The sequence below is a fragment of the Lacticaseibacillus parakribbianus genome (genome assembly GCF_025490915.1).
Lineage (GTDB): Bacteria > Bacillota > Bacilli > Lactobacillales > Lactobacillaceae > Lacticaseibacillus > Lacticaseibacillus parakribbianus.
The window spans coordinates 72,711-98,785 of the sequence record NZ_JANQBA010000011.1; the positions used below are offsets into that span (position 1 = coordinate 72,711).

The following is a 26,075-nucleotide window of genomic DNA, read 5'->3' on the forward strand; positions in this document are numbered from 1 at the left end:
TATGACATACAAAGTAGGTTTTGTTGGGTTGGGGATCATGGGCAAGCCCATGGCCAAGAACGTGTTGAAGGCCGGCTACGGCGTCGTGGCCTTCGACTTCAACCAGGCGGCGGTTGACGACGTGGTCGCCGCCGGAGCCGAGCGCGGTGAATCCGGCAAGGACGTCGCCGAAAAGACGCAGGTCGTCATCACGATGCTGCCGAACTCCCCGAACGTCGAGGCCGCGCTGTTTGCCGACAACGGCATCGCCGCCGGCCTGAGCGCCGGCAAGGCCGTGATCGACATGTCCTCGATCGCCCCGAAGGCCTCGCAGTCCTTCGCCAAGCGCCTGGGCGAGCTGGGCGTCGAGTTCCTCGACGCGCCGGTGTCCGGCGGCGAGCCTAAGGCGATCGACGGCTCGATTGCCATCATGGTCGGCGGCCCCCAAAAGACCTTCGACGAATATAAGCCGCTGCTTGAAACCATGGGTGGTGCCGTCACCTTGGTCGACACGGTTTACGGCGCCGGCAACATCACCAAGCTGGCCAACCAGATGATCGTGGCGATCAACATCGCCGCCATTTCCGAGGCTTACAGCCTGGCCAAAAAGGCCGGCGTCGACCCGGCCTCCGTTTACCAGGCGATTCACACCGGCCTGGCCGGCTCCGTCGTGATGGATCAAAAGTCCAACAAGATTTTCGCCGGCGACTTCAAGCCGGGCTTCCGCGTCGCGCTGCACATCAAGGACCTGCAAAACGCGCTGGACACGGCCCACGACATCAACGTCGCCACCCCGTTCACCGCAGAGGCGATGGAGATTCTGCAGTCGCTCAAGGCCCACGGCCACGAAACCGAGGACCACTCCGCCATCGCCGAGTACTACGAAGACATCAACAACCTCAAGCTTCAGTGAGATCCCGGGCATGCCGTTGTGACGCCACTGTGAATAATCGTGATTGCCTGATTCAGGCCTAACCGCATGCCCGTTATTGCTTTGTGATTTCACACACCGCGCCTGGCGAGTCACTCGCCGGGCGTTTTTGGTCACCAAAAAGGCGGCCGGGTCGGCGGCCGCCGCGGTTACTGCCTGAAAATGGCGCGTTGGTACTTCTCAAACCAGCCGCGGGACAGCCAGCGCCCGGCGGTCAAAAGCCGGGTGTCGGTGGCGTAGACGCGCTGATTGGCCTGGGCGTAGTGGCGCCGCGCCGCCTGGGTGGTCGTGCCATCCTTGAACGTCAGCAGGGTGAGCGTCACGCCGGCGTCACTTTGGAAGCTGACGCCGGCGGTGGCCGCCACGCCTTTGGGCAGCGTGGTCACATCGATCGTGGTTGGGTGAGCGGCGGTCAGGCCGCGTGCGGTCACGCCCTTGAGCGCGGTCGCAGGCGAGACGGGCGCGGCCTGGCCGCTCGCCTGACTGGCATTTTGGCCGCTCGGCGCGTCTGCCGACCGCTGGCCGGCACAGCCGGTCAAAAGTAAGGCGGCAGTGGCGACGGCCGCAAGCAACGCGTGTGTTGTGTTGGTCATGTGGAAATCTCCTCGTGGGAATAATTGGCGGGTTGAACCGCCGGCTGATTTCAGTATACCGGCTCGCCGTGCGGATTGAATGCGGCTCGAGGCGGATTGTGACGCGCAAGTTGCCCAAGTTTTTTGTCTTTTCGGAAAAGCTGTGCTACAATGCGTGTATATTTTAACCCAGCTAGGAAATAGTAAGTTGATCACCTGCGTGCAAAGAGATTGATGGTAGCTGAAAAGTCAACTCGCAGCTCAAACGAATGAATCCTACAAGGGGCGGAAGTTCCGGGTGGTGGCGCCTTAAGCCTAGAGTGGCCTTTCGAGGCAATTCAGGTGGTACCGCGACGATAGGGTCGTCCTGAGATGTTGAGCACATCTCGGGGCGGCCTTTTGGTTTTTCCGCAGTCGCTATGGGCAGGAGAAGAAAGGATGCGTTAACGTGAGTAACAAGTTGGTACTGCAAACAGATTTTGGGCTAGTCGATGGGGCCGTGGCCGCCATGTACGGCGTTGCTTACGGCGTGGATGCGAACCTGGCCGTCCACGACCTGACGCATGAGATTCCGCCTTATGACATTTTCGCGGCGTCTTATCGCCTCTACCAAACCACCAAGTACTGGCCGGTCGGCACGGTATTCGTGTCGGTGGTCGACCCGGGGGTTGGGTCGGACCGCCGCAGCATCGCGGCCGAAACCACCGATGGCCACTTCGTCATCACTCCGGACAACGGGACGCTGACCCACCTGGAGCGCTACGTCGGCATCCGCCGCGTGGTGCAGATCGATGAGGTCAAAAGCGCCTTGCCCGGCAGCCAGGAAAGCCACACCTTCCACGGCCGCGACGTCTACGCCTACAATGGCGCCCGGCTGGCCAGCGGTCAGGTGAGCCTAGACGATTTGGGGACGCCCTTGGGCACCGGCGAGCTGGTGCGGCTGCCGCTTGGCAACGTCACCACCACGGCCGACACCATCAGCGGCACCATCGACATCTTGGACATCCGCTTCGGCTCGCTTTGGACCAACATCTCGTCCAAGGCGGCCCGGGCGGCTGGCATCGCGGCCGGTGACCAGGTTCAGGTCACGATTCGCAACAACGGCAAGCTGCGCTACCAAAACCAGATCCCGTTCACCCGCACCTTCGCGGCGGTGTCCGAAGGCGAGCCGCTGGTGTACGTCAACTCGCTTTTGAACCTCGGTGTGGCGATCAACCAGGACTCGTTTTCCAAGCTTTACCACATCGGCACCGGCGTTGACTGGCAAATTGCATTCAAAAAGATTAATTAATTAGGGGGATTCCATCATGAACAACAAGCGAAACACACTGAGCGTCAAAACGGTCGTCGCCATCGGCATCGGCACCGCCATCATTTTCATTCTCAAGCGCTGGGTCTCCATCCCCAGCGGCATTCCTAACACCAACATCGACACGTCTTACGGCTTCTTGGGCTTCTTTTCCATCCTGTTTGGCCCCATCGCCGGCTTCGTCTCCGGCTTTCTCGGCCACGCCTTGACCGACTTCACCGCTTACGGTTCGCCTTGGTGGACCTGGGTGTTCACCACCGGCCTGGTCGGCGGCATCATCGGGTTGTTTTGGAAGCGGCTTGATGTGACCCAAGGAGACTTTGGCGTCAAGAAGATTCTCGCCTACAACAGCGTCCAGATCCTGACCAACTTCGGCGGCTGGGCGGTGGTCGCCCCGACGCTTGACGTGCTGGTGTACTCGGAGCCGGCCAACAAGGTCTACCTGCAAGGCATCGTCTCGGCGATTTCCAACAGCGTCTCGGCCGGCGTCATCGGCACGATTCTGCTGGTGGCCTACGCCGCGACCCGCACCAAGAAGGGCAGCTTGAAGAAGGAGTAGCAGCGCAACTCGCAAGAAAGGACGGTGCCACGGTGGCAGAACCGATCATCCAATTCGACCACGTGACGTTCCAGTACGACAGCCAGGCGGAACCCACGCTTCAAGACGTCAGCCTGACCATCACGCGCGGTGAGAAGGTCTTGATCGTCGGGCCTTCGGGATCGGGCAAGTCGACCCTGGGCAACCTGATTAACGGGCTGATTCCCCACGCGATTCCAGGCAAGCTGACCGGCAAGGTGACCGTGTGCGGCCAAGACGTCGCGGCAAGCTCCGTCTTCGACCTCTCCCAGCACGTCGGCACGGTGCTGCAGGACCCGGACAGCCAGTTCGTCGGCCTGACCACCGCCGAGGACATCGCCTTTGCGCTCGAGAACGACGGCACCGCCGTCGCCGCGATGCACGAGCGGGTGGCGGCGGTGGCCGCCACGCTGGGCATCAAGGGTCAGCTCGCGCAGTCGCCCCAGGACCTGTCGGGCGGCCAAAAGCAACGCACCGCAATGGCCGGCGTCTTGATTGACAACGGCCAGGTGCTGCTGTTCGACGAGCCGCTGGCGGCGCTGGACCCGGCGACCGGCAAGTCGTCCATCGAGCTGATCGCGGACTTGCACCACCGGCTGGGCGTGACGGTGGTGATCATTGAGCACCGCCTGGAGGATGTCTTGACCCAGCCGGTCGACCGGGTGCTGGTGATTGACAACGGCCGCCTGATCGCCGACGTCACCCCGGCCGAGTTGCTGCACGGGACGCTGTTGCCGCAGATCGGGGTGCGTAGCCCCTTGTACCTGCAGGCGCTGACGGCCGCCGGCATCGACTTGGCCCAGGTTAAGGGCATCGAATCGGTGACCACCGTCGCGGCGCCGAACCTGGCCCAGCGGCTTGCCGAGTGGTCGGCCGCGGAGGCGCGGCCGACCAAGCCGGCGGCCGGCGAGCCGCTGCTGCGCGTTCAGGGGCTGCGCTTCGGCTACGACAAGCAAACGCAGATCTTTGACGGCCTGGACCTGACCATCAACCGTGGTGACATGGTCGCCTTGGTCGGGCGCAACGGGGTGGGAAAGACCACGCTGAGTCAGCTTCTGGTCGGCTTCGAACAGCCTCAGGCCGGCACCATGACCTTCGCCGGCACCGACTTGGCCTCCTTGTCGATCAAGGAACGCGCCGATCGCATCGGCTACATCATGCAAGACCCCAACCAGATGATCTCCAAGAACTTGATACGAGACGAGGTCGGCTTGGGCCTGGACCTGCGCGGGGTGGCGGCGGCCGAACGCGATGCCCGAGTCGATGAGGCGCTGCGCATCTGCGGCCTGTACGAATTTCGTCACTGGCCGATTTCGGCGCTGAGCTTCGGCCAAAAAAAGCGCGTGACCATCGCCGCCATCTTGGTGCTGCGCCCTGAGATGCTGATTCTCGATGAGCCGACCGCCGGGCAGGACTGGCGCCACTACACGCAGATGATGCGCTTTTTGGAGCGGCTCAACCGCAAGCACGGCATGACCATCATGCTGATCACCCACGACATGCACCTGATGCTGGAGTATGCCAACCGCACGGTGGTCTTGGGCGACCGCGGCATTTTGCTGGACGCCCAGCCGGCCTCGGTCTTGTCGGACACCGCGGTGATCAAGGCCGCCAGCTTGGCCGAAACCAGCCTGTACCAGCTGGCCAAGCGCTTCGGCCTGGACCCGTACCGCTTCACCAGCCAGGTGATTGCCCATGAAAGGCGGGTGACCGGGGATGAATAACACGCTCTTTGGCTTTGCGGCCGGCGACACCTGGCTGCACCGGCTGAGCGGCGCGACCAAGCTGTTGGCCTTCATCGGCATTTCGCTGATCGCCATGGCGAGCTACGACACGCGCTTCACTGCGGCCATCGTGGTGATGTCTTTGGTCTTGTTCAAGATGGCCCACATCCACTGGCGCCAGATTCGTCTGGTGGTCAAGCTGATTTTGGTGTTCTCGCTTTTGAACCTGCTGACGGTCTACCTGTTCTCCCCGGAGTACGGCGTCAGCTTGTACGGCACCCGCCACCTGCTGGCCGGCAGCGGCTACTTCACGCTGACGCAAGAGCAGCTCTTTTACGAGCTCAACTTGGCCCTGAAGTACGTGGTGACGGTACCCTTGGCGCTCTTGTTTTTGATCACGACCAACCCCAGCGAGTTCGCCGCGAGCCTGAACAAGCTGCACCTGTCCTACAAGATCAGCTACGCGGTGGCGCTGTCTCTGCGCTACATTCCAGACATTCAGCACGTCTACCACCAGATCAGCCAGTCGCAGCAGGCGCGGGGTTACGAGCTGTCCAAAAAGGCCGGCCCGTTGCACCGGTTGCGCGGAGCGGCGCAGGTGCTGATGCCTTTAATCTTCAGCTCGCTGGATCGCATCGAAACCATCAGCCAGGCGATGGAGCTGCGGCGCTTTGGGCGCGACAAGCACCGCTCGTGGTACATGGACCGGCCGTTTGGCGCCGCCGACTGGGCGGTGATCGCCGGCACCGGCGTGATTATCGCCATCGGTCTTTCGCTGTTTGCGGTCAACGGTGGGCGCTTTTTCAATCCGTTCCGCTGAGTCGCCAAAGGCGCGGCCGTCACTTCCCATTGGGGGGTGGCGGCCGCGCCTTTTGACTGCAGTGTTAGTTCAATGATTCAGTCCCGAACAGCTGCTTGCGGTGCCGGGCGAACAGCCACACCGCAAGGATCGCCGTCAGGATGTCGGCCACCGGCTGGGCCCACAGCACCCCCAGGTAGCCGGCCACAAGGTGCAGCACGACAATCGCCGGCCAAAAGACCACGCCTTGTCTGGCCACCGCCAGGACGAAGGCCGCCGGCGCCGCCCCGATGGTCTGAAACAGGGTGGTCATCACCAGCACGATGCCGACCGCCGGGGTGGAGAGCAACAGCAGGCGCAGCATCAAGGCGCCTGCCTTGACCACGGCAGGCTGGGGCATGAACAGCGCGATCAGGTGCGGCGCCACCGCGGCCAGCACGGCGGCCAAGACGACGGCGTAACCGACTAGCACGACCAGGTCAAAGCGGATCAGCTCACGCAACCGCCGGTGGTTGTGGGCCCCGTAGTTGTAGCCCAAGAGCGGCTGGGCCCCGAAGGCGAAACCGACCATCACCAACATCACCACCATGTAGATTTTCAGGGTGATGCCAAGCGCCGCCATCTGGGTGGTGCCGTAAGCGACCACGTGGCGGTTGAGCACCGCGGTGCCAAAGGCCTGCATCAGGTTGGTAATCGCCGCGGGAATGCCGATGGCGACCACGGCCCGAATCGTCGCGGCCGGCAGCCGCCACAGCCTGGGATCGACCGTGATGGCGACGCAGCGCTTGGCGGTCAACACCAGCAGTAGCACGTCGGTCAGCCCGTAGCCGATTACCGTGGCCAGCGCCGCCCCGGCGGCGCCGAGGTGCAGACCGAGGATGAAGAGGGGATCCAGCACGATGGTGACCAGCGTGCCGATCACCGTGCCGACCATCGACGCGGTGGCCTGGCCCTCGGTTCGCATCAGGTTGCTGGGCACCAACGAGACGATGATGATCGGGGCCCCCATCGCCATGATGCGGTAAAACGCGGCGGCCGGGGCGTAGGTGGCCGCGGTGGCACCGAGCAGCCCGAGCACCGGGCGCTCAAAGGCCAAGAGCAAGGCGGCGCAAACCACGCCGCAAAGCGCCGCGGCTACCAAGCAAAAGCTCGAGACCCGGCGGGTGGTGCTGTGGTCGCTGGCACCCAGCAGCCGAGAGATCACGGAGCTGCCGCCCAGCCCGAAGATGTCACCCAAGGCCAGCAGGAACGAGAACAGCGGGGTACACAGCGCGACGCCGGACACCAGCGCCGGGCTGTGGGTCTGGGCGATGAAGTAGGTGTCGGCCAGGTTGTAGATCATGCTGGCGACCATGCCGGCGACCACCGGCAGGGCGAGGGTGAAGTACGCCTTGGGGATTGGGGTGCGTTCGAATAAGTCTTCCAAAAAAATATGCCTCCTGGCCGAAAGTGGCCACGAAGCCCATTATAAGTCCGAAGCGGCGCGGCTTGCGAAGGGGGGAAGGCAAATTGTATCATAAAGGCGGATTAATGAGACAAGGAGGTGGCGCGATGCGCTACGGTTACTGGTGGGGGCCGGATGCGCCGCGGCCGCAAGCGCTGCAGGCCCTGGCTCCTGAGCGGGTGTTTCACGACGCGGATCAGTATCGCCGGCAGTTCTCGGCGCTTGGGGTGCGGCTGGCGGCCGGCGATGAGCTCGTGGTGGTCGACCTGGCGGCGCTGGCGCCGTCTTTGGTCGGGGCCTTGAACAAGCTGGCGGAACTGATGGCTCGCGGCGTCAGCGTCGACGTCTTGGCCACTGGCCGGCTGGTGGTCGACGCAACCGGCCGGCCGACGCCGGCCAGCCAGGCGCTTTTGGCGGTACTGCACAGCGTGGCGGCGGCCCAGGCGCGAATGCTGGCCGTCGAGGTCCAGCTCGCCCCGCAGCCGGCTCGCCGGGGTCGACCGCCCAAGCTGGGCCCCGGTCAGCGGCTGGCGGTGCTCGATTACGCGACCACCCACACGCAACAGGCGACGGCCACGCACTTCGGGCTGTCCCGGGCGACGGTGACGCGCATCATCGCGGCGCATGTCAAGCGGTTCAAGTGAGGGCGGCGGTGCCGACTTTTTGGCCAGCACGGTTGACAGTTCCACTACTCACTGTTATTATGTACCGGTACCTAGCGATAGTGAGTACGGCCGAATCGCGGTCGGCGGTCGCATCGGCGCGGATCTACTACCTAATGTAACAAGGCAAAGGAGAGACAACATGATGACAGAAGAAGTGGCTGCAATCGCCGTCAACGGGGTCCAGAAGCGCTACGGCAAGCTGACCGTGCTGCGGGACGTGACGCTTGAGGTCGCCCCGGGCGAGATTTTCACGCTGCTGGGGGCCAACGGCGCCGGCAAAAGCACGCTGATCAAGCTGCTCACGACGCTGGCGCAGCCCGACGGCGGGAGCATTCGGGTGCAGGGGTGCGACCCGGTCACCCAGGGCGGCCGGGTGCGGCGAGTGATCGGGCTGAACGCCCAGGCGGAGACGCTGGACGACACGGTGTCCGGCCGGGCGAACCTGCGCCTGGTCGCCACGCTGCTGGGTCTGGCCGACCCCCAGCAGGCGATCGCCGCGGTCGCCAAGCGGCTGGACCTCGACGCCTTTCTCGACCGGCGGGTGGCGACTTATTCCGGTGGCATGCGGCGGCGCCTGGACCTGGCGATGTCGCTTTTGGGCAACCCCGCGGTGCTGTTTTTGGACGAGCCGACCACCGGGGTTGACCCGCAAAACCGCCTGGCGCTGTGGGCCCTGATTCGTGAGCTGCGAGACGGCGGCACCACGATTTTTCTGACCACGCAGTACCTCGACGAGGCCGACGCCCTGGCCGATCGCATTGCGTTCATGCGCGAGGGCCGCATCGTCAAGGTCGGAACCCCGGCGCAGATCAAGCAGGCGGCGGTGCCGACCTTTGCGTTGACCGTCGCCGCCGGGCAGGCCGAGGCGGCCAAGGCCGCGCTGGCCGAGCATCAGCTGCCCTACCAGCTAGCCGGCGACGTCTTCACGCTGGCGGCGGCCGTTGCGCCGCAGGCCTTGGCCGTCTTGGCCCCAAGGCTCGTCGTGACCGGCTACGTTCCCAACGCCGTCACCCTGGAATCCGTCTATCTCGCAGTCACCAAGGAGGCAAAGCATGCTCACGCTTAAGCAACTGGCGGCCCTGACCGGTCGCATCATTCGTCAAAACTTCACCAACGGGGACACCCTGGTCACCGTAATCGCGATGCCGGTGTTCATGCTGCTGTTTTTCGTCTACGTCCTGGGCGGCAGCATCGTGACCGCCGGCGGGGCGGCCGGGGCCACCCAGTACCTGGATTACGCGCTGCCGGGCTTCGTGCTCTTGACCATGGCGATGGGGTCGGCTTACACCGCCTTGCGCATCAACAACGATCAGACCAGCGGCTTCTTGAGTCGGCTTCACGCGCTGCCGATTCCCCGCTGGGTGATTCTGGGGGCCCATTTGCTGGCGTCGGTGGTCTTCATGGTCGCAGCGGCCGCCGCGGTCCTGCTGGTCGGCTGCTTGATGGGTTACCGCAGCGAGGCCGGGCTCGGCGGGTGGCTGGCCTTTGCCGGCCTCGCCGTGCTGTTTGCCCTGACCATCACGCTGTTGGCCATTCCGTTTTCGCTGAAGGCCAGCAACTACGCGTCTGCCGGCGGCTTCTCATACGTGCTGCTGATGCTGCTGTTCGTCAGCTCGGCCTTGATGCCGACGCGCGGCATGGCGGGACCGGTGCGTGCTTTTGCCACGCACCAGCCGATGACGCCGATTGTCAACGCCGCCCGGGGGCTGCTTGCGGCCGGCACCGCGCCGCAGACGCTGCCGGTCGCCTTGGCCTGGCTGATCGGGGGCGCGGTGGTGTTTGCCGCCTTGGCCTACTGGGCTTACTGGCAGGTGTTTGTGAAGCGCTGATGGGGACGCCAAAAAGCGCCGGCTCACGATGGGGGAGTCGGCGCTTTACTGGCTTTGGGTTAGCGGTTGATCGACCGGGCCATGCGCGAAATCGCGTGGCGTTCGCCGCGGATCGCCTTGCTCATGGCGTAGATGTTCTCGATTGGCGACATCACGCCCCAGCCGGCATCGCCGACGTGCTGAATGTCGACGCCCAGCATCTTGTTTTGGATGGCGACGGATTCGATGTAGCTGGCCCCGGAGCTTTCCTGGCTGGTGCCGATGGTCGACATCACCAAGGCGCCGGCCTGGTGGGCCAGCTTGACAATCGGCTTGATGTCGTCTACGTCAAGGCCCGGCACGGTGCCGACCGCCGGCACTAGAATCACGTCGGCGCCGGCGTCCAGGAAGGCCCGGGTTGCCTCAAGCGACACCACCGGCTCGTTGACGCCGGCGCCGTGCATTTTGCCGGCGATGATCAGGCCGGAGAAGACACGCTTGGCCACCTTGATGGCCCCGGCGATGTGGGCATTGGTGACGCCGGTGCCGGGGTTGCCGGTGAAGCAAACGAAGTTGAAGCCGAGTTTTTCGGCCTCCTTCAGCGTCTTTTCGCTGGCCATGCGCCCTTCCGGAATCTCCAGGCGCGTCTCGGCCATGTCTGCGTTGGGGTCGACGGGTTCGAGGTTGACGCCAATCGGCCGGCCGACCAGGTGCTGCAGGCGGTGAATGCTTTCGCCGTCTTGGTGAACCACCGCGCCTTCGTCGGGGTACAGGCCAAAAATCGCGGGCTTCAAGACGTCCAGGCCGTTGAGCAAGATCAGGTCGGCGCCGAATGCCGCCGCGATTTCGCTGGTGGTCAGGCCGTCGCCGGCCGCCTCCGCCACCACGTTTTCGGACAACACGGTGCGGCCCTCGCTGGCCTTGATGCTCTGTTTCAGCTCGGCGCCGTTCATCGCCAGAATTTCGCTTGAATCGGTGCTTAGTAATCGTTTAACCATTGTCATTTTCCTCCCGTAACACGTCGTTACTTTCGATGGTAACCGCTTTCTACCGGCGGGTCAAGGTGTGGTAAAATAGGCCAAAAGGAGTGAGCGTATGCCAAAACCCATTGAGGCGATGTCCTTTGCCGCCATTTATCCGCTATACCTGAGCAAAATTTCAAAAAAGGGCCGCACCCAGGCCGATCTGGATGCGGTGCTGGGCTGGCTGACCGGTTACGCCCCGGCCCAGCTGCACCAAAGCGAGCAGACGCTGGCTGACTTTTTCGCCGACGCGACGCGGCCGGCCGGTGCCGACCGGGTCACCGGCGTCATCTGCGGGGTGCGGGTGGAGCAGGTCAAAGACCCCCTGATGCGGCGCGTCCGTGAGATGGACAAGGTGGTCGACGAGCTGGCCAAGGGCCGTGACCTAGGGAAGATTCAACGCGCCTGACTGCGGCGGTGCTGCCGGATTTCGGGTGTCGGGCCGCAACCGCGTGACGCAGGCCGTCCTTGTGAAGGGGCGGCTTGTTTGCGTTGCGGGTCAACCGGCGCAATCGCGTAATCTTTCAATGCGCATCTAAGGAGGCGAGTGCTGGGCGCAAGGCAGATGGTCGACGCAGGGGCAATCGACGCGACTGCGCAACCACGACTAAAGGGAGGCAGCATATGCGAATCAAGTTGGTCCGGCTGTGGGGGTGGCTGACGCAAGAGGCGGGGTTACTGATGCTGACGGTGGTTGCCTTGCCGTTGGCGGTGGTGCTGGTGTGGTTTCGCCGCGGCTTGAGCCTGACCGTCAAAGGTCTTTACACGATTTTCGGGTTGCTGGTGCTGGGTGGGGCGGTCGGGATTTTGCAGGCCAACGGGCGACTGACGACCCAACTTGGGGCGGCCAAAGCGGCTGCGACTCAAACCGCCAACAAACTCAAGGCCACCAGTGCGAGCTTGGCGCAGGTGACAGATGACTACACCACCTACAAGGATGAGATGGCGCCGTATGCGACGTTGAGGCGGGCCGACGTGGCGAAGCAAAACGCGGATCGCGCGGCGGCAGCGGCGGTCCAAAAGGCACTGGACGCGCTGCCTGACGTCGCGGCGCTCACCGTTGCGACGCAGCCGGCGATGAAGGCAGCGCGTGACCAGTACGACGCGTTGACCGCTGACCAAAAAAAGCTGGTCGATGCGGCGCCGCTAGTGGCCCTTGAAAAACGGCTCCCGACCGTGTTGAAGGAAGAGGCCGCGGCGGAAAAAAAGGCCGCGGCGGAAAAAAAGGCCGCGGCAGAGGCCGCGGCGGAAAAGGCGGCGGCGGCGAAGAAAGCGGCCGCAGAAAAGGCGGCGGCCGAGTCCCGTGCCTACGATACCGGCATCACGTACAGCCAGTTGGCCAGAACGCCGGCCAGCTACGAAGGCAAGAAGGTGAAATTCACCGGTGAGGTGGCGCAGATCATGGAGGGCAGTGGGGTGGTGCAGGCCAGAATTGCGGTCAATGGCGATTATGGCAATATGCTGCTCGCGGAGTGGCCGGCCAGCCTGGTGGCCGCGCGGGTTTTGGAAGATGACACCATCACGATTTACGGCGTGTCCACCGGACTGTTCACCTACGAGTCGACGCTGGGGGCTAACATCACCATTCCTTCGGTGGCGGTGGCCAAGCTGACCCGCTGACGCCAAAAAAGCTGACCGTTCGCGCGGTCAGCTTTTTGGTGGTTACAGCAGGTGAATGCGATGTGCCGCGCAGGCGTCAATTGTCGCCTGGGGCCACACGCTGGCCTGGACCTCGCCGACGTGAGCCTTGCCCAAAAGCAGCATGCACAGGCGCGACTGGCCGATGCCGCCGCCGATGCTGTAAGGCAGCTCACCGTTCATGATGGCCTGGTGGAACGGCAAGTGTAGCCGGTCCAAGGCGTCGGCGGCGGTCAGCTGGCGTTTCATCGCGGCCTCATCGACGCGGATGCCCATGCTGGAGATTTCCAGCTTGCGCTGAAGCGGTTCGTACCAGAAGATCAAATCGCCGTTCAGGGTCCAATCGTCGTAGTCCGGGGCCCGGCCGTCGTGGCGCTTGCCCGACTTCAGGAGGCCGCCGATGCGCTTGACGAAGACGCAGCCGAGCTCATGGGCGATGCGGTTTTCGCGTTCCATCGCGTCGACGTCCGGCCAGCGGTCCTCAAGTTCCTGGGTGGTGACGAAATGCACGGCGTCGGGCAGCTTGTGGACCGCTTGCGGGTACTTGTACCAGACCTCGTGTTCCATGTGCTTGATCACCTTGAAAATTTGCCGCACCGTGGCTTCAAGCACGGCGTCGGTTCGCTGGTCTTGGGTGATCACTTTCTCCCAGTCCCACTGGTCGACGTAGATGGAATGGAAGTTGTCCAGCTCCTCGTCTTTGCGAATCGCGTTCATGTTGGTGTAAAGCCCTTCGCCCGGCTGGAAGCCGAAGCGGCCGAGGGCGGCGCGTTTCCACTTGGCCAGCGAATGCACGATTTCCATCGTGGCGCCGGGCATCCCGGCCATTGTGAAGGACACCGGTGACTCGGTACCGTTCAGGTTGTCGTTGAGCCCGGTGGCGGCGTCGACCATCATCGGCGCCGAGACACGCGACAGGTTGAGCTGCTTGCCAAACTCGTCTTGGAAGGTCTCGCGGATGTAGCGAATCGCCTCTTGGGTCTGGCGAACGCTGAGCTTGGGGTCGTAATCCTGGGGGAAAATTGTGGTCATGAGAATGCCTCCGTAATCTAGATTTGTTCTTCGGCAAACAAAAAGTCCCCTGCCTCAGACAAGGGACGAAAAAGGACTGTTTTCGCGGTACCACCCAAGTTGCCTGCAAGCAGGCCACCTCAATCACGCACTAACATGCGCGTCCGGATGGTAACGTGCCGGTGACGTCGAGGCCTACTGCCAGTTCAGCCCGAGGCGAAGGGAGTGTTATTCGAAGGCGGCTTACCGGCCGGGTTTCCACTGCCCCCGGCTCACTGTGCAGACGCCGCAACCTACTCGTCTCCCTGATGCCAATGTGTTTAGATGTTGGGAATATCCTATCACGTTCGCGGCGGATGTCAACGCCTTTGTCGCAAAAGGCGTTGACACATCCGGTTGTGTACAACCAATTGCCGTGGGATAATGGCAGTGGAGGTGAGGCTGATGCTCGCTGCAATCATCAACGCGTTGCTGGATCCCAACACCCGTGACTTCGAACGCGGGCTTTTGCAGGACGCCAAGCGCGGTTTGGAGGCCGGCCAGCGCGACCGCGCAGTGCTGGCGCGGCTGGAGGCGGCCCTGCGACCCCTGGCGTTGCGCGATAACTTGACGCCCGGCGTGGCGGTGCTGTACCAGCGGTTGGTCGACCCCAAGGCGGCGGCCGCGGCGCAGAAGCGGCCGGCCCGGCGGTTGGCTGCCTTGAGCGATGAGACCGCGGTATTTGCCGGGGGATGCTTCTGGTGTTTGGTCCACCCCTTTGACCGCCGGCCCGGCGTGGTGGCGGTGGTGTCCGGCTACACCGGCGGAACCGTGCCGCGGCCGACGCAGGACCTGGTGGCAAGCAGCACCACGGGTCACGTCGAGGCCGTCGAGATTCGCTTCGCGCCTAACTTGATGTCTTACGGCGAGCTGGTCGCGACGTTCTTGCAGCTGATCGACCCGCTGGACGGCAACGGGCAGTACCTCGACCGCGGCAGCCAGTACGCGCCGGTGATTTTTTACCGCGGCGCGGCCCAGCAGGCGGTGGCCCAACAACAGCTCGCGGCGCTTGCCGCCAGGCTGGGGCGGCCGCTTGCCGTCGGGTTGCGACCGGTCGGCACTTTCTGGCCGGCCGCGGCCTGGCATCAGGATTTTTACCGCAAGCAGCCGCGCCGCTACCAGGCCGTGATGGCGGCGCGGCGTCGGCTGCGGCTGTTTCAGGCGGTGGCGCGGCTGCTTGGCCGCAAAGACAGTCGCGGTCAAGAAACTGGATAGGCGCCGGGCTTGCCGAGTTCGGCCGGGTTCGGCATACTGACAGCCAAAGGGGGTTAACACATGACCAAGATTACACTGACCCAAAGCTTCGTGGACCTGATGGCGCAAAAAAGCCTGCTGGACAAGACCCTGATTCTGATCGCCGACGACGGCGGCGGTAAGTACTCGCTGCAGGGCGGCGCCTGCACTATCGGCTCCAAGTTCACGCTGATCGTGGTGGATGCGCCGGATCCGGATTACCCGGTCGCGCTGGCCAATGACTTCGGCGTCCACTTGTGGAGCTCCGATTACGACCTGCTCTTCTTGGAAAAGGGCCTGACCCTGGATTTTGTCGCCCATCAGATTCGGCTGAAGGACAACGCCCATGGCTTCGACGACGGGCTGCGCATCGCCGACGGCCAAGAGGTGCTCGCGGCCTTCCACCGCGGGTTGACCGTGGCCGGGGTGAGCTGCTGAGCAAGCGAAAGCCGGCCGCCGAGACGCGTTCTCGGCGGCCTTTTGCATGCGCAAATTTTATGGATAAAATGCTCGTTTTTTGCGCAATAATGCGGTAGTCTTAGAGCAACACATGCGTATTTGGGGGTACCCATGGAATTGTTCGGGAATACTTTTTTTTGGTCTTTCTTCTTCATCATCGGGCTGGTGGCGACGCTTGAGCTGATCGATGACGTCGGGCCGCAGCTGCTGCAGCGCTGGCTGCACGTCAGCGTCGAAAGCGCCTGGCTGATTGTCGGCTACGCGCTGATGATTTTGTGGCTGGTGCGACTTTTGCGGGTGCTTGGCACCACGTACTCATGGACCGCCAACACCTTGCGCAACGCGACGCTGCTGCTGGTGGCCAGCAAGATTGGCAATCCCAAGGCCCTGTGGGTGTTTTTGGGGGCGACCTTCCTGTCGTTTTGGCCGTTTTGGGACTGGAATCCCTGGGCGGCGGCGGGGTTTGCGGCGACGCTCGTCTTGCTGGTGCCGCTGAATCGCTACCGCAACTGGCTGCTGGGGCGGCCGGCGGCGCTGTTTGCGGCGGTGGGGGCCGCCGGGGTGGTGTACTGGCTGTTTGACGCCTACGCCTACCACTACCGGCTGGCCGACACGCTGCTCATCATCGGCTGCTTTTGGACCGTCATGGCGATCGGCTACTTCTACGACCGGATGCTGATCTTTCGCAAGCAGCAGATGCGCAGCCTGATGTACGACACCGAGCACGACGACTTGACCGGCGCGTTGTCTCGCACCAAGTTCGCCTCGGACATCGCCCGCTGGCGCCGGCTGCGGGTGGCCGGCAAGATTCCGCCGGTCCACCTGGCGATGCTCGACCTCGACCACTTCAAGCGCATCAACGACGCCTACGGACACTTGGCCGGCGACGCGGTGCTGCGCCAATTCACCAAGCGTTGCCAGGCGTTCATCGAGGCGGCCGATTACCCCTGCGCCTTGTACCGCACCGGCGGCGAGGAGTTCTCGCTGATCATCGCCGGTGGGGCCGACGATGCCGGCGCCACCGCGCTGGTGGAGGGGATGGTGGCCAACTGCCGCAACACGCCGGTTCAAGTCGGCCATGCGCTTTTGCACCTGACCGTGTCGGCCGGGCTGACCAGCATTTTCAAGGCCGATCTGCATACCGACAACGTGATCGGTCGCGCCGACTCCAACCTGTACTCGGCCAAGCACGGCGGCCGCGACACCACGGTCGCAGACGTCGCCGGCGGTCGCTAACCCAGACACACGAAACGCCACTCATCAGTTGCATGAGTGGCGTTTTTGGCGACTAATCTTGGGTTTTGGCGAACAGCCTTGAGAACAAAAAGGCGTTGAGCAGGCCGATGGCCACCAGCAGGCCAAAGGCGATGGTCGAGCCGGCCGCGACGTTTTGGGCGTGGGTGTAACCGGGCCGCGACACCGCCCCCATCAAAAGCGCCAGCACCGTGGTCCCGACGGCGCCGGCCACCTGCTGGCCGGTGTTGTACAGCGCGTTGGCGTCGTTTTGCAGGCCCTTTTCCAGGTGCTTGAGGCCAAAGGCGACCGCGTTGCCGAAGGCCATCGAGCGGCCGATGGCAAAGACCAGGTAGGCGATGGTGACGCCCAGCACCCCGAGGCGCTGGCCGGCCACGGCGAAGGCGACCAGCGCGACGGTGAACAACCCGTCGCCTAGGTACAGCGGCAGGGGGCCGCCGAAGCGGTCCAGCATCCAGCCGTAAACCGGCTGGCCGAACCCGTTGAACAGGCTGCCCGGCAGCAGGATCAACCCACCGATCAGGGCCGAGGCGGCGAACACGTCTTGCACGTAGTTGGGCAAAAGAAAGTTGATGCCGACGTTGGCGAACTGCAGCAGGATGTACGGCAGGAAGCTGTACAAAAAGGCCGGCTGCTTGAACACGTCAAGCGAAAACAAGGCGCGACGCGGGTGGCGAGACAGCCGGTAGAACCAGGCGAACATGGCGGCGCTGACCACCAGCAGGCCGGCCAGCGTCACCCAGCCGCCGCTGCCGGCGGCGTTGAGGCCGACAATCAAGGCGACCAAGGCGCAGGCCAGCACCGCAAAGCGGCCCCAGTCAAAGGCGTAACGCTCGGTGTTGGTGTACTGGCGAATCACCTTCAGGCCGACCACCAGCAGGAGCAAGGCCAGCGGCAAGGTCGACCAGAAAATCATGCGCCAGTCGGCAAAGGCCGCGACCGCGCCGCCGAAGGTTGGCCCAAGCGCCGGGGCGATCAGGATGATCAGGTTGGCCATGCCGATGTAGGTGCCCAGCTTGGCGCGAGGCACCACGTCCAAGATGATGTTGACCATCAGCGGGGTACACAGCCCGACGCAGCCGGCCTGAACCAGCCGGCCGGCAAGCAGCACCCAAAAGGCCGGTGCCGCGCCGCAGATCACATCGCCCAGCGCGAACAGGATAGCGCCGGTGGCGAACAGCTGGCGGTTGGTGAAGCGCCGCTTCATGTAAGCCGAGGTCAGCATGACCAAGGCGGCGGTCAGCAGGTAGCCGGCGGTCACCCACTGCACCGTGCCCAAGGAGACACCGAACTGATGCATCAGGGTGGGGAAGGTGACGTTCATCGAGGTTTCGGTCAACACCCCCATGAACGACATCAAGGCGACGACGCTCACAACGAGCATTGGACTGGCAGTTTTGTGGTTGATGGCGAGCAGATCCTTTCAGAAATTGTGGCGACAACTAAGCCCATCATCGGGCGATTGCCGCGGTTTGTCAATGGTCAGCCGCTGAAAATAACACGCGTGACGCTACACGATAAAATAACACATTTAATAACTAAATAATCAATATTTAAGAATATTCCGTTTATATTTTCGGCCGAGGCGCTAATTATCATCATCCGGCGAGCCTCATAATGGACGGGTACGATGCGAGGGGGATAGGATTGAGGGGAAAGGAGGGGAGGCAATGACGAGTCTGATGATAGCCAGCCACGGGCACCTGGCCTCCGGGATGCAAAGCGCGTTGCAGCTTTTGACCGGGCTAGGCAAGCAAGTGACGGCGCTCGATGCCTACGTCGACCAAGGCGACGACCGGCCGCAGATTGCGGCGTTCGTGGCCCAAGCGAGCCGACCGGCGGTGATTTTCACCGATCTGTACGGCGGGTCGGTCAACCAAGACGTGGTTCGCGCAGTCGGCGACACGCCGGACGTGTTCGTGGTCAGCCAGGTGAACTTGGCGGTGGTGCTGGCGGTGCTCTTGGACAGCGAGCCGCTGGACGCGGCCCGGCTGGACGCCTTGATTGCCCAAAGCCAGGTGCGGCGCGTGACGCTTGCCGCCACCGGTGACGGTGGCAGCACCGCCGATTTTTTCGATTGAGGCCAAGCGCCTCGAAGGGAGGAACGCATGATTGTACAGATTCGCGTGGATGATCGCCTGATTCACGGCCAGGTCGCCTTGGTCTGGACCAAGGAGCTGAACACCCCGGGCATCGTGGTGGCCAACGACAACGCGGCCAAGACCAAGGCGGTGCAGATGACGCTGCAGATGGCGACGCCGACCGGCAAGAAGCTGCTGATTCGCTCGGTGCAAGACGCCATTCGGGTCTTTTTGGACCCGCGCGGCAAGGACATGCGGCTGTTCGTGCTGGTGAACGCCGTGCAAGACGCCGCGACCATCGTGGCGGCGGTGCCGGGGGTGCAGGCGGTCAACGTCGCCAACGTCGGCCGCTTTACCCAAGACGCCCAAGACGCCCAGGCGCTGAGTTCGACGGTGATGCTGACGCCACCCGAAGTCAAGGCGCTGCGCCAGCTCGCCGCCAGCGGGGTGCCGACCTTCAGCCAGGTGCTGCCGAGCAACGCCAAGCAGTCGGTTCAGTCCTTGCTGAAAAACGCCCACTCGTAGAATCGCCCTGCCCGGCGCAGCACCGGCGGCCGGCGAGCCTGGGCGACCGCGCCACGCGCCGTCGTCGGGCCCAGGCCGCCCGGGACCCTGCGCCGGGTGCCGTTTTGTAAAGGAGGTTACACCATGTTACCAACTGCAACGCTGGCCGCCTTGTGCGTGTTCGTCTGCTTCGGCGGCAACTGGCTGTGGGGCCAAACCATGATCGAACGACCGCTGGTGGTCGGCCTGATCGCCGGGCTGATGTTCGGTGATGTTCGCACCGGCATCCTGATGGGGGCGGCGCTTGAGGCCATCTTCATGGGGGCTGTCGACATCGGCGGGGCCCTGTCGGCCGAGCCGGTCACCGCGACCGTGCTCGCCACCACCTTTGCGATCACGCTGGATGTCAACACCAAGGCCGCCTTGGCCCTGGCGGTGCCGATCGGCGTGTTCGCTGCCTTCATCTCGATGTTTTTGAAAAACGTGGTGATGAACGTGTTCGCCCCGGCGGTTGACCGCGTCGCGGCCAACAACGACCCGAGGGCCTTGACCTGGCTGCACTTTGGCATGTGGTTTTTGAATTACTTCGTGTTCTCTTTGGTGACGTTCTTCTCGGTTTTGGCCGGGGCCAAGCCCGTGCAGCACCTGGTCACCGCGATTCCGCAAAACCTGATGGCGGGGCTGTCGGCCACCGGGGGCCTGCTGCCGGCGGTCGGCTTTGCCATTTTGATGCGGATGCTGTGGAGCCGCCAGCTGTCGCCGTACTACTTCCTGGGCTTCGTGCTGTCGGCCTACATGGCGCTGCCCTCGGTCGCGGTGGCGGCGATGGGCATCATCATCGTGTGTTTGCAGTGGCTCCTGGACAAGCAGCTGCTGACGCTTTCGCAAAGTCGCACCCAGGCGCCGGCTCAGCCGACCGCCGTTGCGGATCAAGCCAAAGAAGAGGAGGCGTTTTTCGAATGAAGCTGACGCAAAATGTGTCCAAGGCCGACCGCAAAATGCTCAACCGGATTTTCTGGCGGTCGTTCACTGTGTTCGCCAGCCGCGCCGGGGCCACCAAGGCCCACGCGCCCGGCTTCATGTACTCGGTGATGCCGGCCCTTGACCGCTACTACAAAGGCGACCCGACCGGCCACCGCGAGGCGATGCAGCGCCACACCACCTGGTACAACATCACCCAAAACGTCGGGACCTTCGTGATGGGGCTGGTCGCGGCGATGGAGAAGAAAAACGCCGAGACCAAGGATTTTGACCCCGAGGCGATCGTCGCGTTGAAGACCTCCTTGATGGGGCCGCTGTCCGGCATCGGCGACTCGATTTTCTGGGGCGTGTTGCGCGTGATCGCCGCCGGCATCGGCATCAGCCTGGCCAGCCAGGGCTCGGTGCTCGGCCCAATTCTGTTTTTGATCATCTACAACGTGCCATCGATTCTGACGCGCTACTACCTGACCTACGCCGGCTTCACGCTGGGCGACACGTTCATTCAGCGCATGTACGAGAACGGCAGCATGAAGCTGTTGAGCAAGGCCGCGGCGACCTTGGGGCTGATGATGATCGGCAGCATGACCGCCACGATGGTCACCTTCAAGAGCAAGCTGGCCATTCCGATTCAAGGCGGCAAACCGATTGCGATTCAGACCTACCTGGATCAGCTGTGGAAGGGGCTGGTGCCGCTGGCGGTGACGCTTGGTTGCTACTGGCTGTTGAGCAAGAAGGTGAACGTCAACTGGATTTTGCTGGGCGTGTTGCTGCTGGCCATCGTGATGGGACTGGTCGGCATTGTGTGAGCGCCGGACGCAAAAGGGCCTGCCGCACGGCGAGTGCGACAGGCCTGTTTGTGTTGGTGACCACGGGTGGTCACGCACGGTCGGGGTTCGGTGACCGTGCGTGAGGCGGCAGGCTTGACGCAGCGGTGGCGCGGCCTTGGCCCTTCGCGTGTCGGGCCTCTTGCGCCGCGTCCACGCCATGGCGGCCACCTGGGCCCGGGCGTCAGTACTGGTGGGTGATCGCTGGCATCGCCGAGATTGCCTGCTTCAGCGCTCGCTTTTGCTGCGTCGAGGCGCCGAACCGCGCGGTCAGTGCCTTCAGGCTGATGGTGTGCTCGATTTCCGGCTGCTCGGCCGTCGGCTTGCCGGAGCTTGCGTCCTTGCGCCAGTAATGCACGACGTCGCCGCTGATTTCAAACCCGAGTGACGTGACGGCGTGGCCGGCGTCGATGCGCAGGCGGGTCTGGTAGGTGTACACGGCAAGCCCCGGTTCCTGCCACAGCGCGGCGATGTCGTTGCCCTTGCCGAACGCCAAGGCGTAAAGCATCAGGCCGACCTTTTTGGTGGCGTGGTCGGCCGCGGTCGCCGGATTGGGCGTTGCCTGGGCCTGGTCGCTGCCGCCGGTGGCGATGGTGGCAAAGCTTGATTGAACCGTGGTGTTTTTGGTCGGGGCGGCGCTTGGCTGGCCGTCTCGGCTTTGGTCGACCAAGGCGACCGGCTGGCCGTCTCGAAAGGCGAAGAAGTAGGTGATGCGATTGGGCAAGGGCGGCTCGGTGCCGTCGTAATTGTAAATCGCCACGACGTTGTAGGTCGCGTTGCCTTTGCCGGTCGGCGACCAGGCAATCTTGGTCTGGGCCGACTCGACCAGCTCTTGGTTGAGGTCTTGCGGGTACACTAGCCCGGTCCCCACCTTCAAGGGGTGGGTGCCGTCAAAAGCGACGTAGCGTTGGCCCATGGTCGGGGCCCAGCGCTTCATGAAGGCCGCGAGCTTGGCCGCCTTGGTGCGGTCCCAAGGCGTCGCGTTCGCCTGCTTGCGGCTGGTGCTGGCCGCCTGCTCGCTCGCCTTCGCGGCCTTTTCGGTCTTCGCGGCTTTTTCGGTCTTCGCGGCTTTTTCGGCCTTGGCCGCCTTTTGGCCGGCCTTGGCCTGCCGCTTACTGCTGGCCGCCTGGCTGCCGGTCGCGGCCGGCCCCTTTGGCGTCGCACTGCAGCCACCCAAAGCGAGCAGCGCCACGCCGATGAACACACCCATCGTTGTTTTTTTCATCATAGCCTCCTGTCTGTCGCCGGTTATAGCATGGCGGCCGGCGCGGTGTCAACGCGATTTGCAGATATGCGCGTCAGCCCAAAAACGGCGGCCGCCCGGATGGGGCAGTCGCCGTTTTGACGTGGCTCACAGCGCCTTGAGCATGCGCAGCTGGGCGTCGTAAAGGTCGAAGTACTCGCCGTGCTTGGCCATCAGTTCGGCGTGGTTGCCGGCCTCGACAATCTGGCCGTGGTTGATCACCAGAATCTTGTCGGCGCGTTGGATGGTCGACAGGCGGTGGGCGACGATGAAGCTGGTGCGGCCGCGCAAAAGCTCCTGCAGGCCAGCCTGCAGCAGTTGCTCGGTGTGGGTGTCAATCGCCGCGGTGGCCTCGTCGAGAATCAGGATCTTCGGGTCAGCCAGCAGGGTCCGGGCGAAGGCAATCAGCTGGCGCTGGCCGGCCGACAGCGACACGCCGCGTTCCTGCACGATGGTGTTGTAGCCGTCCTTGAGGTCGCGGATGAAGTCGTCAGCCCGGGCAATCTTTGAGGCCTCGATGATTTCTTCTTCCGTGGCGTCGAGCTTGCCGTAGCGGATGTTTTCCATGATGGTGCCGGAGAAGATGAACGTGTCTTGCAGCATCACGCCCATCTGAGCCCGCAGCGACTGAATGGTGACGCGGGAGATGTCGACGCCGTCGATCAGGACCCGGCCGTCGGAGACGTTGTAAAAGCGCGACAGCAGGTTGATGATGGTGGACTTGCCGGCGCCGGTCGGGCCGACCAAAGCGATGGTTTCGCCCGGGGCGGCGTGGAAGTCGACGTGGTGCAAAATCTCGGGCTCATCTGGCTCGTAGCGGAAGGAGACGTCGTCGAACCGCACGTCACCGTGAATCGGCGGCAGGGCGAAGGCCCCTGGCTGGTCGGTGACCTCGGGCTTTTCGTCCAAGGTCTCGAAGATTCGTTCCAGGTAGGCGCTGGCGGTGATCAGGGAGTTGTAGAAGTTCCCGATGTTGATGACCGGGTTCCAGAAGTTGTTGACGTACCCGAGAAAGGCGATCAAGGTCCCGGTGGAAACCACGACGCCGACCTGCTGGATGCCGATGAAGTAGATCAAGGCGGTGGTCAGAGTCGAGATGTTTTGGACCCCCGGCCACAGCGCGTACTGCCACTTCACGGCGGTCATGTAGGTCTGGCGGTTCTCCTCGGCGACGCCGTCGAAGGTCTCAATCGCGTTGGCCTCTTGGGCGAAGCCCTGGGTGACCTTGATGCCGGCGATGCCTTCGTGAATGTAGGCGTTCAGGTTGGACTGCTTGTTGGACAGCTCCTGGAAGGCCTTGTGCTGGTAGTGCTGAATCACCCAGGTCCAAACGGCCAGCACCGGAATCAGCACCATGCTGTAGAGGGTCAGCCGCCAGTTGATGGCGAACATGAAGACCAGGGTGACCAGAAGGTTGATCAGATCCGAAATCAGGTTGATCAGCCCGTTGGACAGCAGGTCGGACAAGGTGTTGATGTAGTTGACCACGCGGATCAAAATCTTGCCGTGCGGCCGGGAGTCGAAGTAGGAGAAAGGCAGCGTCTGCAGGTGGGTGAAGATGTCCGTTCGCATGTCCCGCAGCAGGTCCTGGCCGATTTCGGTGATGGTCCAAATCCGGTAGCGGTAGCAGGCAAAGGCGATAATCAACGTGACCAGGAACACCGCGGACAAAATGCCCAGGGCCGCCATGTTGTGGTGGGGGATGTAGTCATCGATCGCGATCTTGGTCAGATAAGGGCCGAGGATCAAGGCGACGTTCCCAATCAGAATCGAGCCCAGTGCCAGCGCCAGCTTTTTCTTGTAAGGCCGCAGGTAGTGGCCCAACCGCGCGTAGTCGTGGAGGTTGAACTTCTCGGTGTACTCCTCGTCTTCATCAAAGGTGTTACGCTTGGCCATTGTCATCACCTCCGTCGGTGGCGCCGAGCTGCTTCTTGTAAGTTTCGGCGTAGTAGCCGTTTTGCGCCAGCAGGGTCTCGTGGGTCCCGCGCTCGACGATGCGACCGTGGCGCAGCACGATGATCTGATCGGCCGCCCTCAGCGAGCTGATCCGGCTGGCGATGATGAACACCGTCTTGTCGGCGGCGGCCGACTTCAGGTGGTCTTGAATTTCCGCTTCGGTTTCCATGTCCAAAGCCGAGGTGGTGTCGTCCAGAATTAGGATGCGCGGATCCTTGACCAAGGCGCGGGTCAGGCTGATGCGCTGCTTTTGACCACCGGACAGGCCAACACCGCGTTCACCGACGACGGTGTGGTAACCCTCCGGCATCTCCTCGATGAACTCATCGGCCGAGGCGACCGTCGCCATCTGCTTGATGAACGGCGCGTCGGCTTGGTGGTTGCCGTAGCTGATGTTGTCCTCGATGCTGTCGGAAAACAGGAACAAATCCTGCATGACCACGGTGATCTGATCGCGCAGGGTGCGAACCGGCCAGTCCCGGGCGTCCTTGCCATCGATCAGCACCTGGCCGCCGGTTGGGTCGTAGAAGCGGGCAATCAGGTCCATCAGGGTGGACTTCCCGGAGCCGGTTTCGCCCAAAATCCCCATGGTCTGCCCGGGCAGCACATCGAAGTTGATGTCTTCAAGCACCGGAGTCTCCGGGGCATCCGGATAGGCGAAGTCGACGTGGTCGAAGGTGACCTCGCCGCGAACCTTGGCCGGCACCGCCGCCGGCTTGCCGGTGATCGCCGGCTTGGCCGCAAGCATCGAGCGAATCTTGATGGTGGCGGCGGAGAAGCGCTGCATGTCGTTGATCAACCAGCCGCTCATGCGCATTGGCTGGTTGAGCATCCACAAGAACCCATTGAAGGTGACCAGGTCGCCCAAGGACATCTTGCCGGCGATGACCAGACCGCCGCCCAAAAGCAAGACGATGACGGACAGCAGCGAGGCGATGAAGTCCAACGGTGGCAGGTAGCGCCGCGAAATGGCGGCGGAGTCCATGTTCCGCGCCTTGTACTCCAGGTTGAGCTTTTCGAACTTGTCGATTTCGTAAGGCTCACGGGCGAAGGCCTTGACCACGCGGTTACCGGAGATGTTCTCTTCGACCATCGCGTTGAGCCGCGCGAAGCTCTGGCGAATCTCAAAGAAGATTGGCAGCGCCTGCGAGCTCATTTTGTAGGTCAAAATCGCGATAATCGGGGTCAACACGACCAGCGCGATCATCAGCGGCACGTTGATGGCGCTCATCACGATCACCGCGGCCAAGAACCACAGGACGCATTCGATGGCGTTGTAAGACACCCAGCAGATCATGTGGCGAATGGCGTCGGTATCACCGGTCATTCGGGCCATGATGTCGCCGGTACGAACCGTGTTGAAGAAGTTGAAGTCCAGTGACTGCAGCTTGGCAAACAGGTCGTGGCGAATGTCGAACAGCGCGTTTTGGCCGATCTGCTCGAAGATGATGCAGTAGATGTAGCGAATGACCGTGCGAAACAAGGTGACGCCGATCATAATCGCCAGCATGGGAATCAGGCGGTCGGTGTGGCCCTGCTCGATGACTTGGTCGACGATCATCCCGCCGAGCAGCGGGGCGACCACGATGGCCAGGGCATTGAGCAGAATTAAGATGACCGCAACAACCATTTTGGCGTGGTTGCGTCTGACGTATTGCCAGACCCAGGTGTACGGATTCATGTGGGAAACTCCTTCCATAACAAACCAATAAGACCAGTCAGTAATGACTTACGTGGGATGAGTCTACCTGAACCAGCCAGAACGTGAATGGACTTTTTTGTCGGTTTGCATGAAGTTTTTTGATTGCCGCAAGCAACCGCGTCGCACCGCGGTTGGCCAAGGGGAACTGAGACAATTATTATGCTGTCAAGAGAGTCGAAAAATTATATCGGCCATTAGCGAGCTTAAAATTTGCCAGGTAACCGCTTACCTGCTAAGCTAAACTCAAGTGATCACTAGGATAGGGGTCGGTGGCCGGCCACCGTGACAAACCCTTCTTCGGCGGCGATCCAGTGGCAAGC

At 62.8% G+C, this 26,075-nt stretch carries 25 protein-coding genes and 1 other annotated feature; of the genes, 17 read left to right on the forward strand and 8 right to left on the reverse strand.

Features of this window, described 5'->3' with window-relative positions:
- Position 1: 1 nt before the first annotated feature.
- Positions 2-892 (forward strand): 2-hydroxy-3-oxopropionate reductase, encoded by an 891-nt coding sequence (gene garR / locus NUH19_RS09820; RefSeq protein WP_262316380.1) that lies wholly within the window; start codon positions 2-4, stop codon positions 890-892.
- 167 nt (positions 893-1,059) lie between these two features.
- On the opposite strand, the gene NUH19_RS09825 is transcribed toward garR, so the two are convergent.
- Entirely contained in the window at positions 1,060-1,503 is a 444-nt protein-coding gene (locus tag NUH19_RS09825; RefSeq protein ID WP_262316381.1) for a hypothetical protein, read from the reverse strand.
- A 487-nt stretch (positions 1,504-1,990) separates the two neighbouring features.
- On the opposite strand from NUH19_RS09825, the gene NUH19_RS09830 reads away from it, so the two are divergent.
- The 4 genes from NUH19_RS09830 to NUH19_RS09845 are packed head-to-tail and all read left to right on the forward strand — an operon-like array spanning position 1,991 to position 5,912.
- Positions 1,991-2,773 carry an SAM hydrolase/SAM-dependent halogenase family protein gene (locus tag NUH19_RS09830; protein ID WP_420844684.1) on the forward strand — a complete coding sequence of 261 codons (783 nt, stop codon included), beginning with the start codon at positions 1,991-1,993 and terminating at the stop codon, positions 2,771-2,773.
- 16 nt (positions 2,774-2,789) lie between these two features.
- Entirely contained in the window at positions 2,790-3,350 is a 561-nt protein-coding gene (locus NUH19_RS09835) for an ECF-type riboflavin transporter substrate-binding protein (protein ID WP_262316383.1), read from the forward strand.
- 32 nt (positions 3,351-3,382) lie between these two features.
- Complete coding sequence (locus NUH19_RS09840) at positions 3,383-5,092, forward strand: ABC transporter ATP-binding protein (RefSeq protein WP_262316384.1); 1,710 nt, start codon at positions 3,383-3,385, stop codon at positions 5,090-5,092.
- Positions 5,085-5,912, forward strand: a complete 828-nt coding sequence (locus NUH19_RS09845; protein ID WP_262316385.1) for an energy-coupling factor transporter transmembrane component T family protein — start codon at positions 5,085-5,087, stop codon at positions 5,910-5,912. Before NUH19_RS09840 ends, NUH19_RS09845 begins: the two co-directional genes overlap by 8 nt.
- Before the next feature lie 64 nt (positions 5,913-5,976).
- On the opposite strand, the gene NUH19_RS09850 is transcribed toward NUH19_RS09845, so the two are convergent.
- Positions 5,977-7,317: an MATE family efflux transporter gene (locus NUH19_RS09850; RefSeq protein WP_262316386.1), complete on the reverse strand. Its 1,341-nt coding sequence runs from the start codon at positions 7,315-7,317 to the stop codon at positions 5,977-5,979.
- A gap of 125 nt (positions 7,318-7,442) precedes the next feature.
- On the opposite strand from NUH19_RS09850, the gene NUH19_RS09855 reads away from it, so the two are divergent.
- From NUH19_RS09855 to NUH19_RS09865, 3 genes are all read left to right on the forward strand, one after another.
- Positions 7,443-7,979: a recombinase family protein gene (locus NUH19_RS09855; RefSeq protein WP_262316387.1), complete on the forward strand. Its 537-nt coding sequence runs from the start codon at positions 7,443-7,445 to the stop codon at positions 7,977-7,979.
- A 160-nt stretch (positions 7,980-8,139) separates the two neighbouring features.
- Entirely contained in the window at positions 8,140-9,066 is a 927-nt protein-coding gene (locus tag NUH19_RS09860) for an ABC transporter ATP-binding protein (protein ID WP_262316388.1), read from the forward strand.
- The gene (locus NUH19_RS09865; RefSeq protein ID WP_262316389.1) at positions 9,053-9,829 is read left to right on the forward strand and encodes an ABC transporter permease; all 777 of its coding nucleotides are present in this window, start codon (positions 9,053-9,055) and stop codon (positions 9,827-9,829) included. The genes NUH19_RS09860 and NUH19_RS09865 overlap by 14 nt, the downstream gene beginning before the upstream one ends.
- Positions 9,830-9,888: 59 nt before the next feature.
- Here the strand turns inward: NUH19_RS09865 and NUH19_RS09870 are convergent, their stop codons facing one another.
- Positions 9,889-10,806: a DUF7916 family protein gene (locus NUH19_RS09870; protein WP_262316390.1), complete on the reverse strand. Its 918-nt coding sequence runs from the start codon at positions 10,804-10,806 to the stop codon at positions 9,889-9,891.
- A gap of 97 nt (positions 10,807-10,903) precedes the next feature.
- Here NUH19_RS09870 and NUH19_RS09875 point away from each other — a divergent pair, with 97 nt between their 5' ends.
- On the forward strand, positions 10,904-11,239 hold the full coding sequence (locus tag NUH19_RS09875) for a DUF2200 family protein (protein WP_262316391.1): 336 nt from the start codon (positions 10,904-10,906) through the stop codon (positions 11,237-11,239).
- Positions 11,240-11,454: 215 nt separating this feature from the next.
- The gene (locus NUH19_RS09880) at positions 11,455-12,450 is read left to right on the forward strand and encodes a hypothetical protein (RefSeq protein ID WP_262316392.1); all 996 of its coding nucleotides are present in this window, start codon (positions 11,455-11,457) and stop codon (positions 12,448-12,450) included.
- 42 nt (positions 12,451-12,492) lie between these two features.
- Here NUH19_RS09880 and asnA read toward each other — a convergent pair whose 3' ends face one another.
- Positions 12,493-13,500, reverse strand: coding sequence for an aspartate--ammonia ligase (gene asnA, locus NUH19_RS09885; RefSeq protein ID WP_262316393.1), 1,008 nt, complete (start codon positions 13,498-13,500; stop codon positions 12,493-12,495).
- Between the two features lie 58 nt (positions 13,501-13,558).
- Positions 13,559-13,797 (reverse strand) — a binding site (T-box leader).
- 126 nt (positions 13,798-13,923) lie between these two features.
- Between asnA and msrA the strand changes: the two genes are divergently transcribed.
- The 3 genes from msrA to NUH19_RS09900 all read left to right on the forward strand — a co-directional run bounded on the left by msrA (position 13,924) and on the right by NUH19_RS09900 (position 16,446).
- Positions 13,924-14,733, forward strand: a complete 810-nt coding sequence (gene msrA, locus NUH19_RS09890; RefSeq protein WP_262316394.1) for a peptide-methionine (S)-S-oxide reductase MsrA — start codon at positions 13,924-13,926, stop codon at positions 14,731-14,733.
- 60 nt (positions 14,734-14,793) lie between these two features.
- Positions 14,794-15,189, forward strand: coding sequence for an iron-sulfur cluster biosynthesis family protein (locus NUH19_RS09895; protein WP_262316395.1), 396 nt, complete (start codon positions 14,794-14,796; stop codon positions 15,187-15,189).
- A 132-nt stretch (positions 15,190-15,321) separates the two neighbouring features.
- A complete protein-coding gene (locus tag NUH19_RS09900) occupies positions 15,322-16,446 on the forward strand; it encodes a GGDEF domain-containing protein (RefSeq protein ID WP_262316396.1) in 1,125 nt (374 codons plus the stop codon).
- A gap of 52 nt (positions 16,447-16,498) precedes the next feature.
- Here the strand turns inward: NUH19_RS09900 and NUH19_RS09905 are convergent, their stop codons facing one another.
- Positions 16,499-17,848, reverse strand: a complete 1,350-nt coding sequence (locus NUH19_RS09905) for an MFS transporter (RefSeq protein WP_262316397.1) — start codon at positions 17,846-17,848, stop codon at positions 16,499-16,501.
- Between the two features lie 286 nt (positions 17,849-18,134).
- On the opposite strand from NUH19_RS09905, the gene NUH19_RS09910 reads away from it, so the two are divergent.
- The 4 genes from NUH19_RS09910 (at position 18,135) to NUH19_RS09925 (ending at position 20,836) form a co-directional block, all read left to right on the forward strand.
- A complete protein-coding gene (locus tag NUH19_RS09910; protein ID WP_262316398.1) occupies positions 18,135-18,545 on the forward strand; it encodes a PTS sugar transporter subunit IIA in 411 nt (136 codons plus the stop codon).
- Positions 18,546-18,572: 27 nt separating this feature from the next.
- Positions 18,573-19,070, forward strand: a complete 498-nt coding sequence (locus NUH19_RS09915) for a PTS sugar transporter subunit IIB (RefSeq protein WP_262316399.1) — start codon at positions 18,573-18,575, stop codon at positions 19,068-19,070.
- Positions 19,071-19,193: 123 nt separating this feature from the next.
- Complete coding sequence (locus tag NUH19_RS09920) at positions 19,194-20,012, forward strand: PTS mannose/fructose/sorbose/N-acetylgalactosamine transporter subunit IIC (RefSeq protein ID WP_262316400.1); 819 nt, start codon at positions 19,194-19,196, stop codon at positions 20,010-20,012.
- Entirely contained in the window at positions 20,009-20,836 is an 828-nt protein-coding gene (locus NUH19_RS09925) for a PTS system mannose/fructose/sorbose family transporter subunit IID (RefSeq protein ID WP_262316401.1), read from the forward strand. The genes NUH19_RS09920 and NUH19_RS09925 overlap by 4 nt, the downstream gene beginning before the upstream one ends.
- A 202-nt stretch (positions 20,837-21,038) precedes the next feature.
- Here NUH19_RS09925 and NUH19_RS09930 read toward each other — a convergent pair whose 3' ends face one another.
- From NUH19_RS09930 to NUH19_RS09940, 3 genes are all read right to left on the reverse strand, one after another.
- Positions 21,039-22,079, reverse strand: a complete 1,041-nt coding sequence (locus NUH19_RS09930; protein WP_262316402.1) for a DUF4767 domain-containing protein — start codon at positions 22,077-22,079, stop codon at positions 21,039-21,041.
- Positions 22,080-22,205: 126 nt separating this feature from the next.
- Positions 22,206-23,999 (reverse strand): ABC transporter ATP-binding protein, encoded by a 1,794-nt coding sequence (locus NUH19_RS09935; protein ID WP_262316403.1) that lies wholly within the window; start codon positions 23,997-23,999, stop codon positions 22,206-22,208.
- Positions 23,980-25,734: an ABC transporter ATP-binding protein gene (locus NUH19_RS09940; RefSeq protein ID WP_262316404.1), complete on the reverse strand. Its 1,755-nt coding sequence runs from the start codon at positions 25,732-25,734 to the stop codon at positions 23,980-23,982. The genes NUH19_RS09935 and NUH19_RS09940 overlap by 20 nt, the downstream gene beginning before the upstream one ends.
- Positions 25,735-26,075 lie beyond the last annotated feature (341 nt).

Excerpts from the sequence above, each read along its gene's own strand:
- NUH19_RS09825 (WP_262316381.1), bottom strand. The coding sequence starts at position 1,503 with ATGACCAACACAACACACGCGTTGCTTGCGGCCGTCGCCACTGCCGCC.
- asnA (WP_262316393.1), bottom strand. The coding sequence starts at position 13,500 with ATGACCACAATTTTCCCCCAGGATTACGACCCCAAGCTCAGCGTTCGC.
- NUH19_RS09895 (WP_262316395.1), top strand. The coding sequence starts at position 14,794 with ATGACCAAGATTACACTGACCCAAAGCTTCGTGGACCTGATGGCGCAA.
- NUH19_RS09905 (WP_262316397.1), bottom strand. The coding sequence starts at position 17,848 with ATGCTCGTTGTGAGCGTCGTCGCCTTGATGTCGTTCATGGGGGTGTTG.
- NUH19_RS09860 (WP_262316388.1), top strand. The coding sequence starts at position 8,140 with ATGATGACAGAAGAAGTGGCTGCAATCGCCGTCAACGGGGTCCAGAAG.
- NUH19_RS09915 (WP_262316399.1), top strand. The coding sequence starts at position 18,573 with ATGATTGTACAGATTCGCGTGGATGATCGCCTGATTCACGGCCAGGTC.
- NUH19_RS09925 (WP_262316401.1), top strand. The coding sequence starts at position 20,009 with ATGAAGCTGACGCAAAATGTGTCCAAGGCCGACCGCAAAATGCTCAAC.
- NUH19_RS09880 (WP_262316392.1), top strand. The coding sequence starts at position 11,455 with ATGCGAATCAAGTTGGTCCGGCTGTGGGGGTGGCTGACGCAAGAGGCG.
- NUH19_RS09935 (WP_262316403.1), bottom strand. The coding sequence starts at position 23,999 with ATGACAATGGCCAAGCGTAACACCTTTGATGAAGACGAGGAGTACACC.
- NUH19_RS09875 (WP_262316391.1), top strand. The coding sequence starts at position 10,904 with ATGCCAAAACCCATTGAGGCGATGTCCTTTGCCGCCATTTATCCGCTA.
- NUH19_RS09870 (WP_262316390.1), bottom strand. The coding sequence starts at position 10,806 with ATGGTTAAACGATTACTAAGCACCGATTCAAGCGAAATTCTGGCGATG.
- NUH19_RS09865 (WP_262316389.1), top strand. The coding sequence starts at position 9,053 with ATGCTCACGCTTAAGCAACTGGCGGCCCTGACCGGTCGCATCATTCGT.
- NUH19_RS09930 (WP_262316402.1), bottom strand. The coding sequence starts at position 22,079 with ATGAAAAAAACAACGATGGGTGTGTTCATCGGCGTGGCGCTGCTCGCT.
- NUH19_RS09910 (WP_262316398.1), top strand. The coding sequence starts at position 18,135 with ATGACGAGTCTGATGATAGCCAGCCACGGGCACCTGGCCTCCGGGATG.
- msrA (WP_262316394.1), top strand. The coding sequence starts at position 13,924 with ATGCTCGCTGCAATCATCAACGCGTTGCTGGATCCCAACACCCGTGAC.
- NUH19_RS09845 (WP_262316385.1), top strand. The coding sequence starts at position 5,085 with ATGAATAACACGCTCTTTGGCTTTGCGGCCGGCGACACCTGGCTGCAC.
- NUH19_RS09830 (WP_420844684.1), top strand. The coding sequence starts at position 1,991 with ATGTACGGCGTTGCTTACGGCGTGGATGCGAACCTGGCCGTCCACGAC.
- NUH19_RS09900 (WP_262316396.1), top strand. The coding sequence starts at position 15,322 with ATGGAATTGTTCGGGAATACTTTTTTTTGGTCTTTCTTCTTCATCATC.
- garR (WP_262316380.1), top strand. The coding sequence starts at position 2 with ATGACATACAAAGTAGGTTTTGTTGGGTTGGGGATCATGGGCAAGCCC.
- NUH19_RS09855 (WP_262316387.1), top strand. The coding sequence starts at position 7,443 with ATGCGCTACGGTTACTGGTGGGGGCCGGATGCGCCGCGGCCGCAAGCG.
- NUH19_RS09940 (WP_262316404.1), bottom strand. The coding sequence starts at position 25,734 with ATGAATCCGTACACCTGGGTCTGGCAATACGTCAGACGCAACCACGCC.
- NUH19_RS09835 (WP_262316383.1), top strand. The coding sequence starts at position 2,790 with ATGAACAACAAGCGAAACACACTGAGCGTCAAAACGGTCGTCGCCATC.
- NUH19_RS09920 (WP_262316400.1), top strand. The coding sequence starts at position 19,194 with ATGTTACCAACTGCAACGCTGGCCGCCTTGTGCGTGTTCGTCTGCTTC.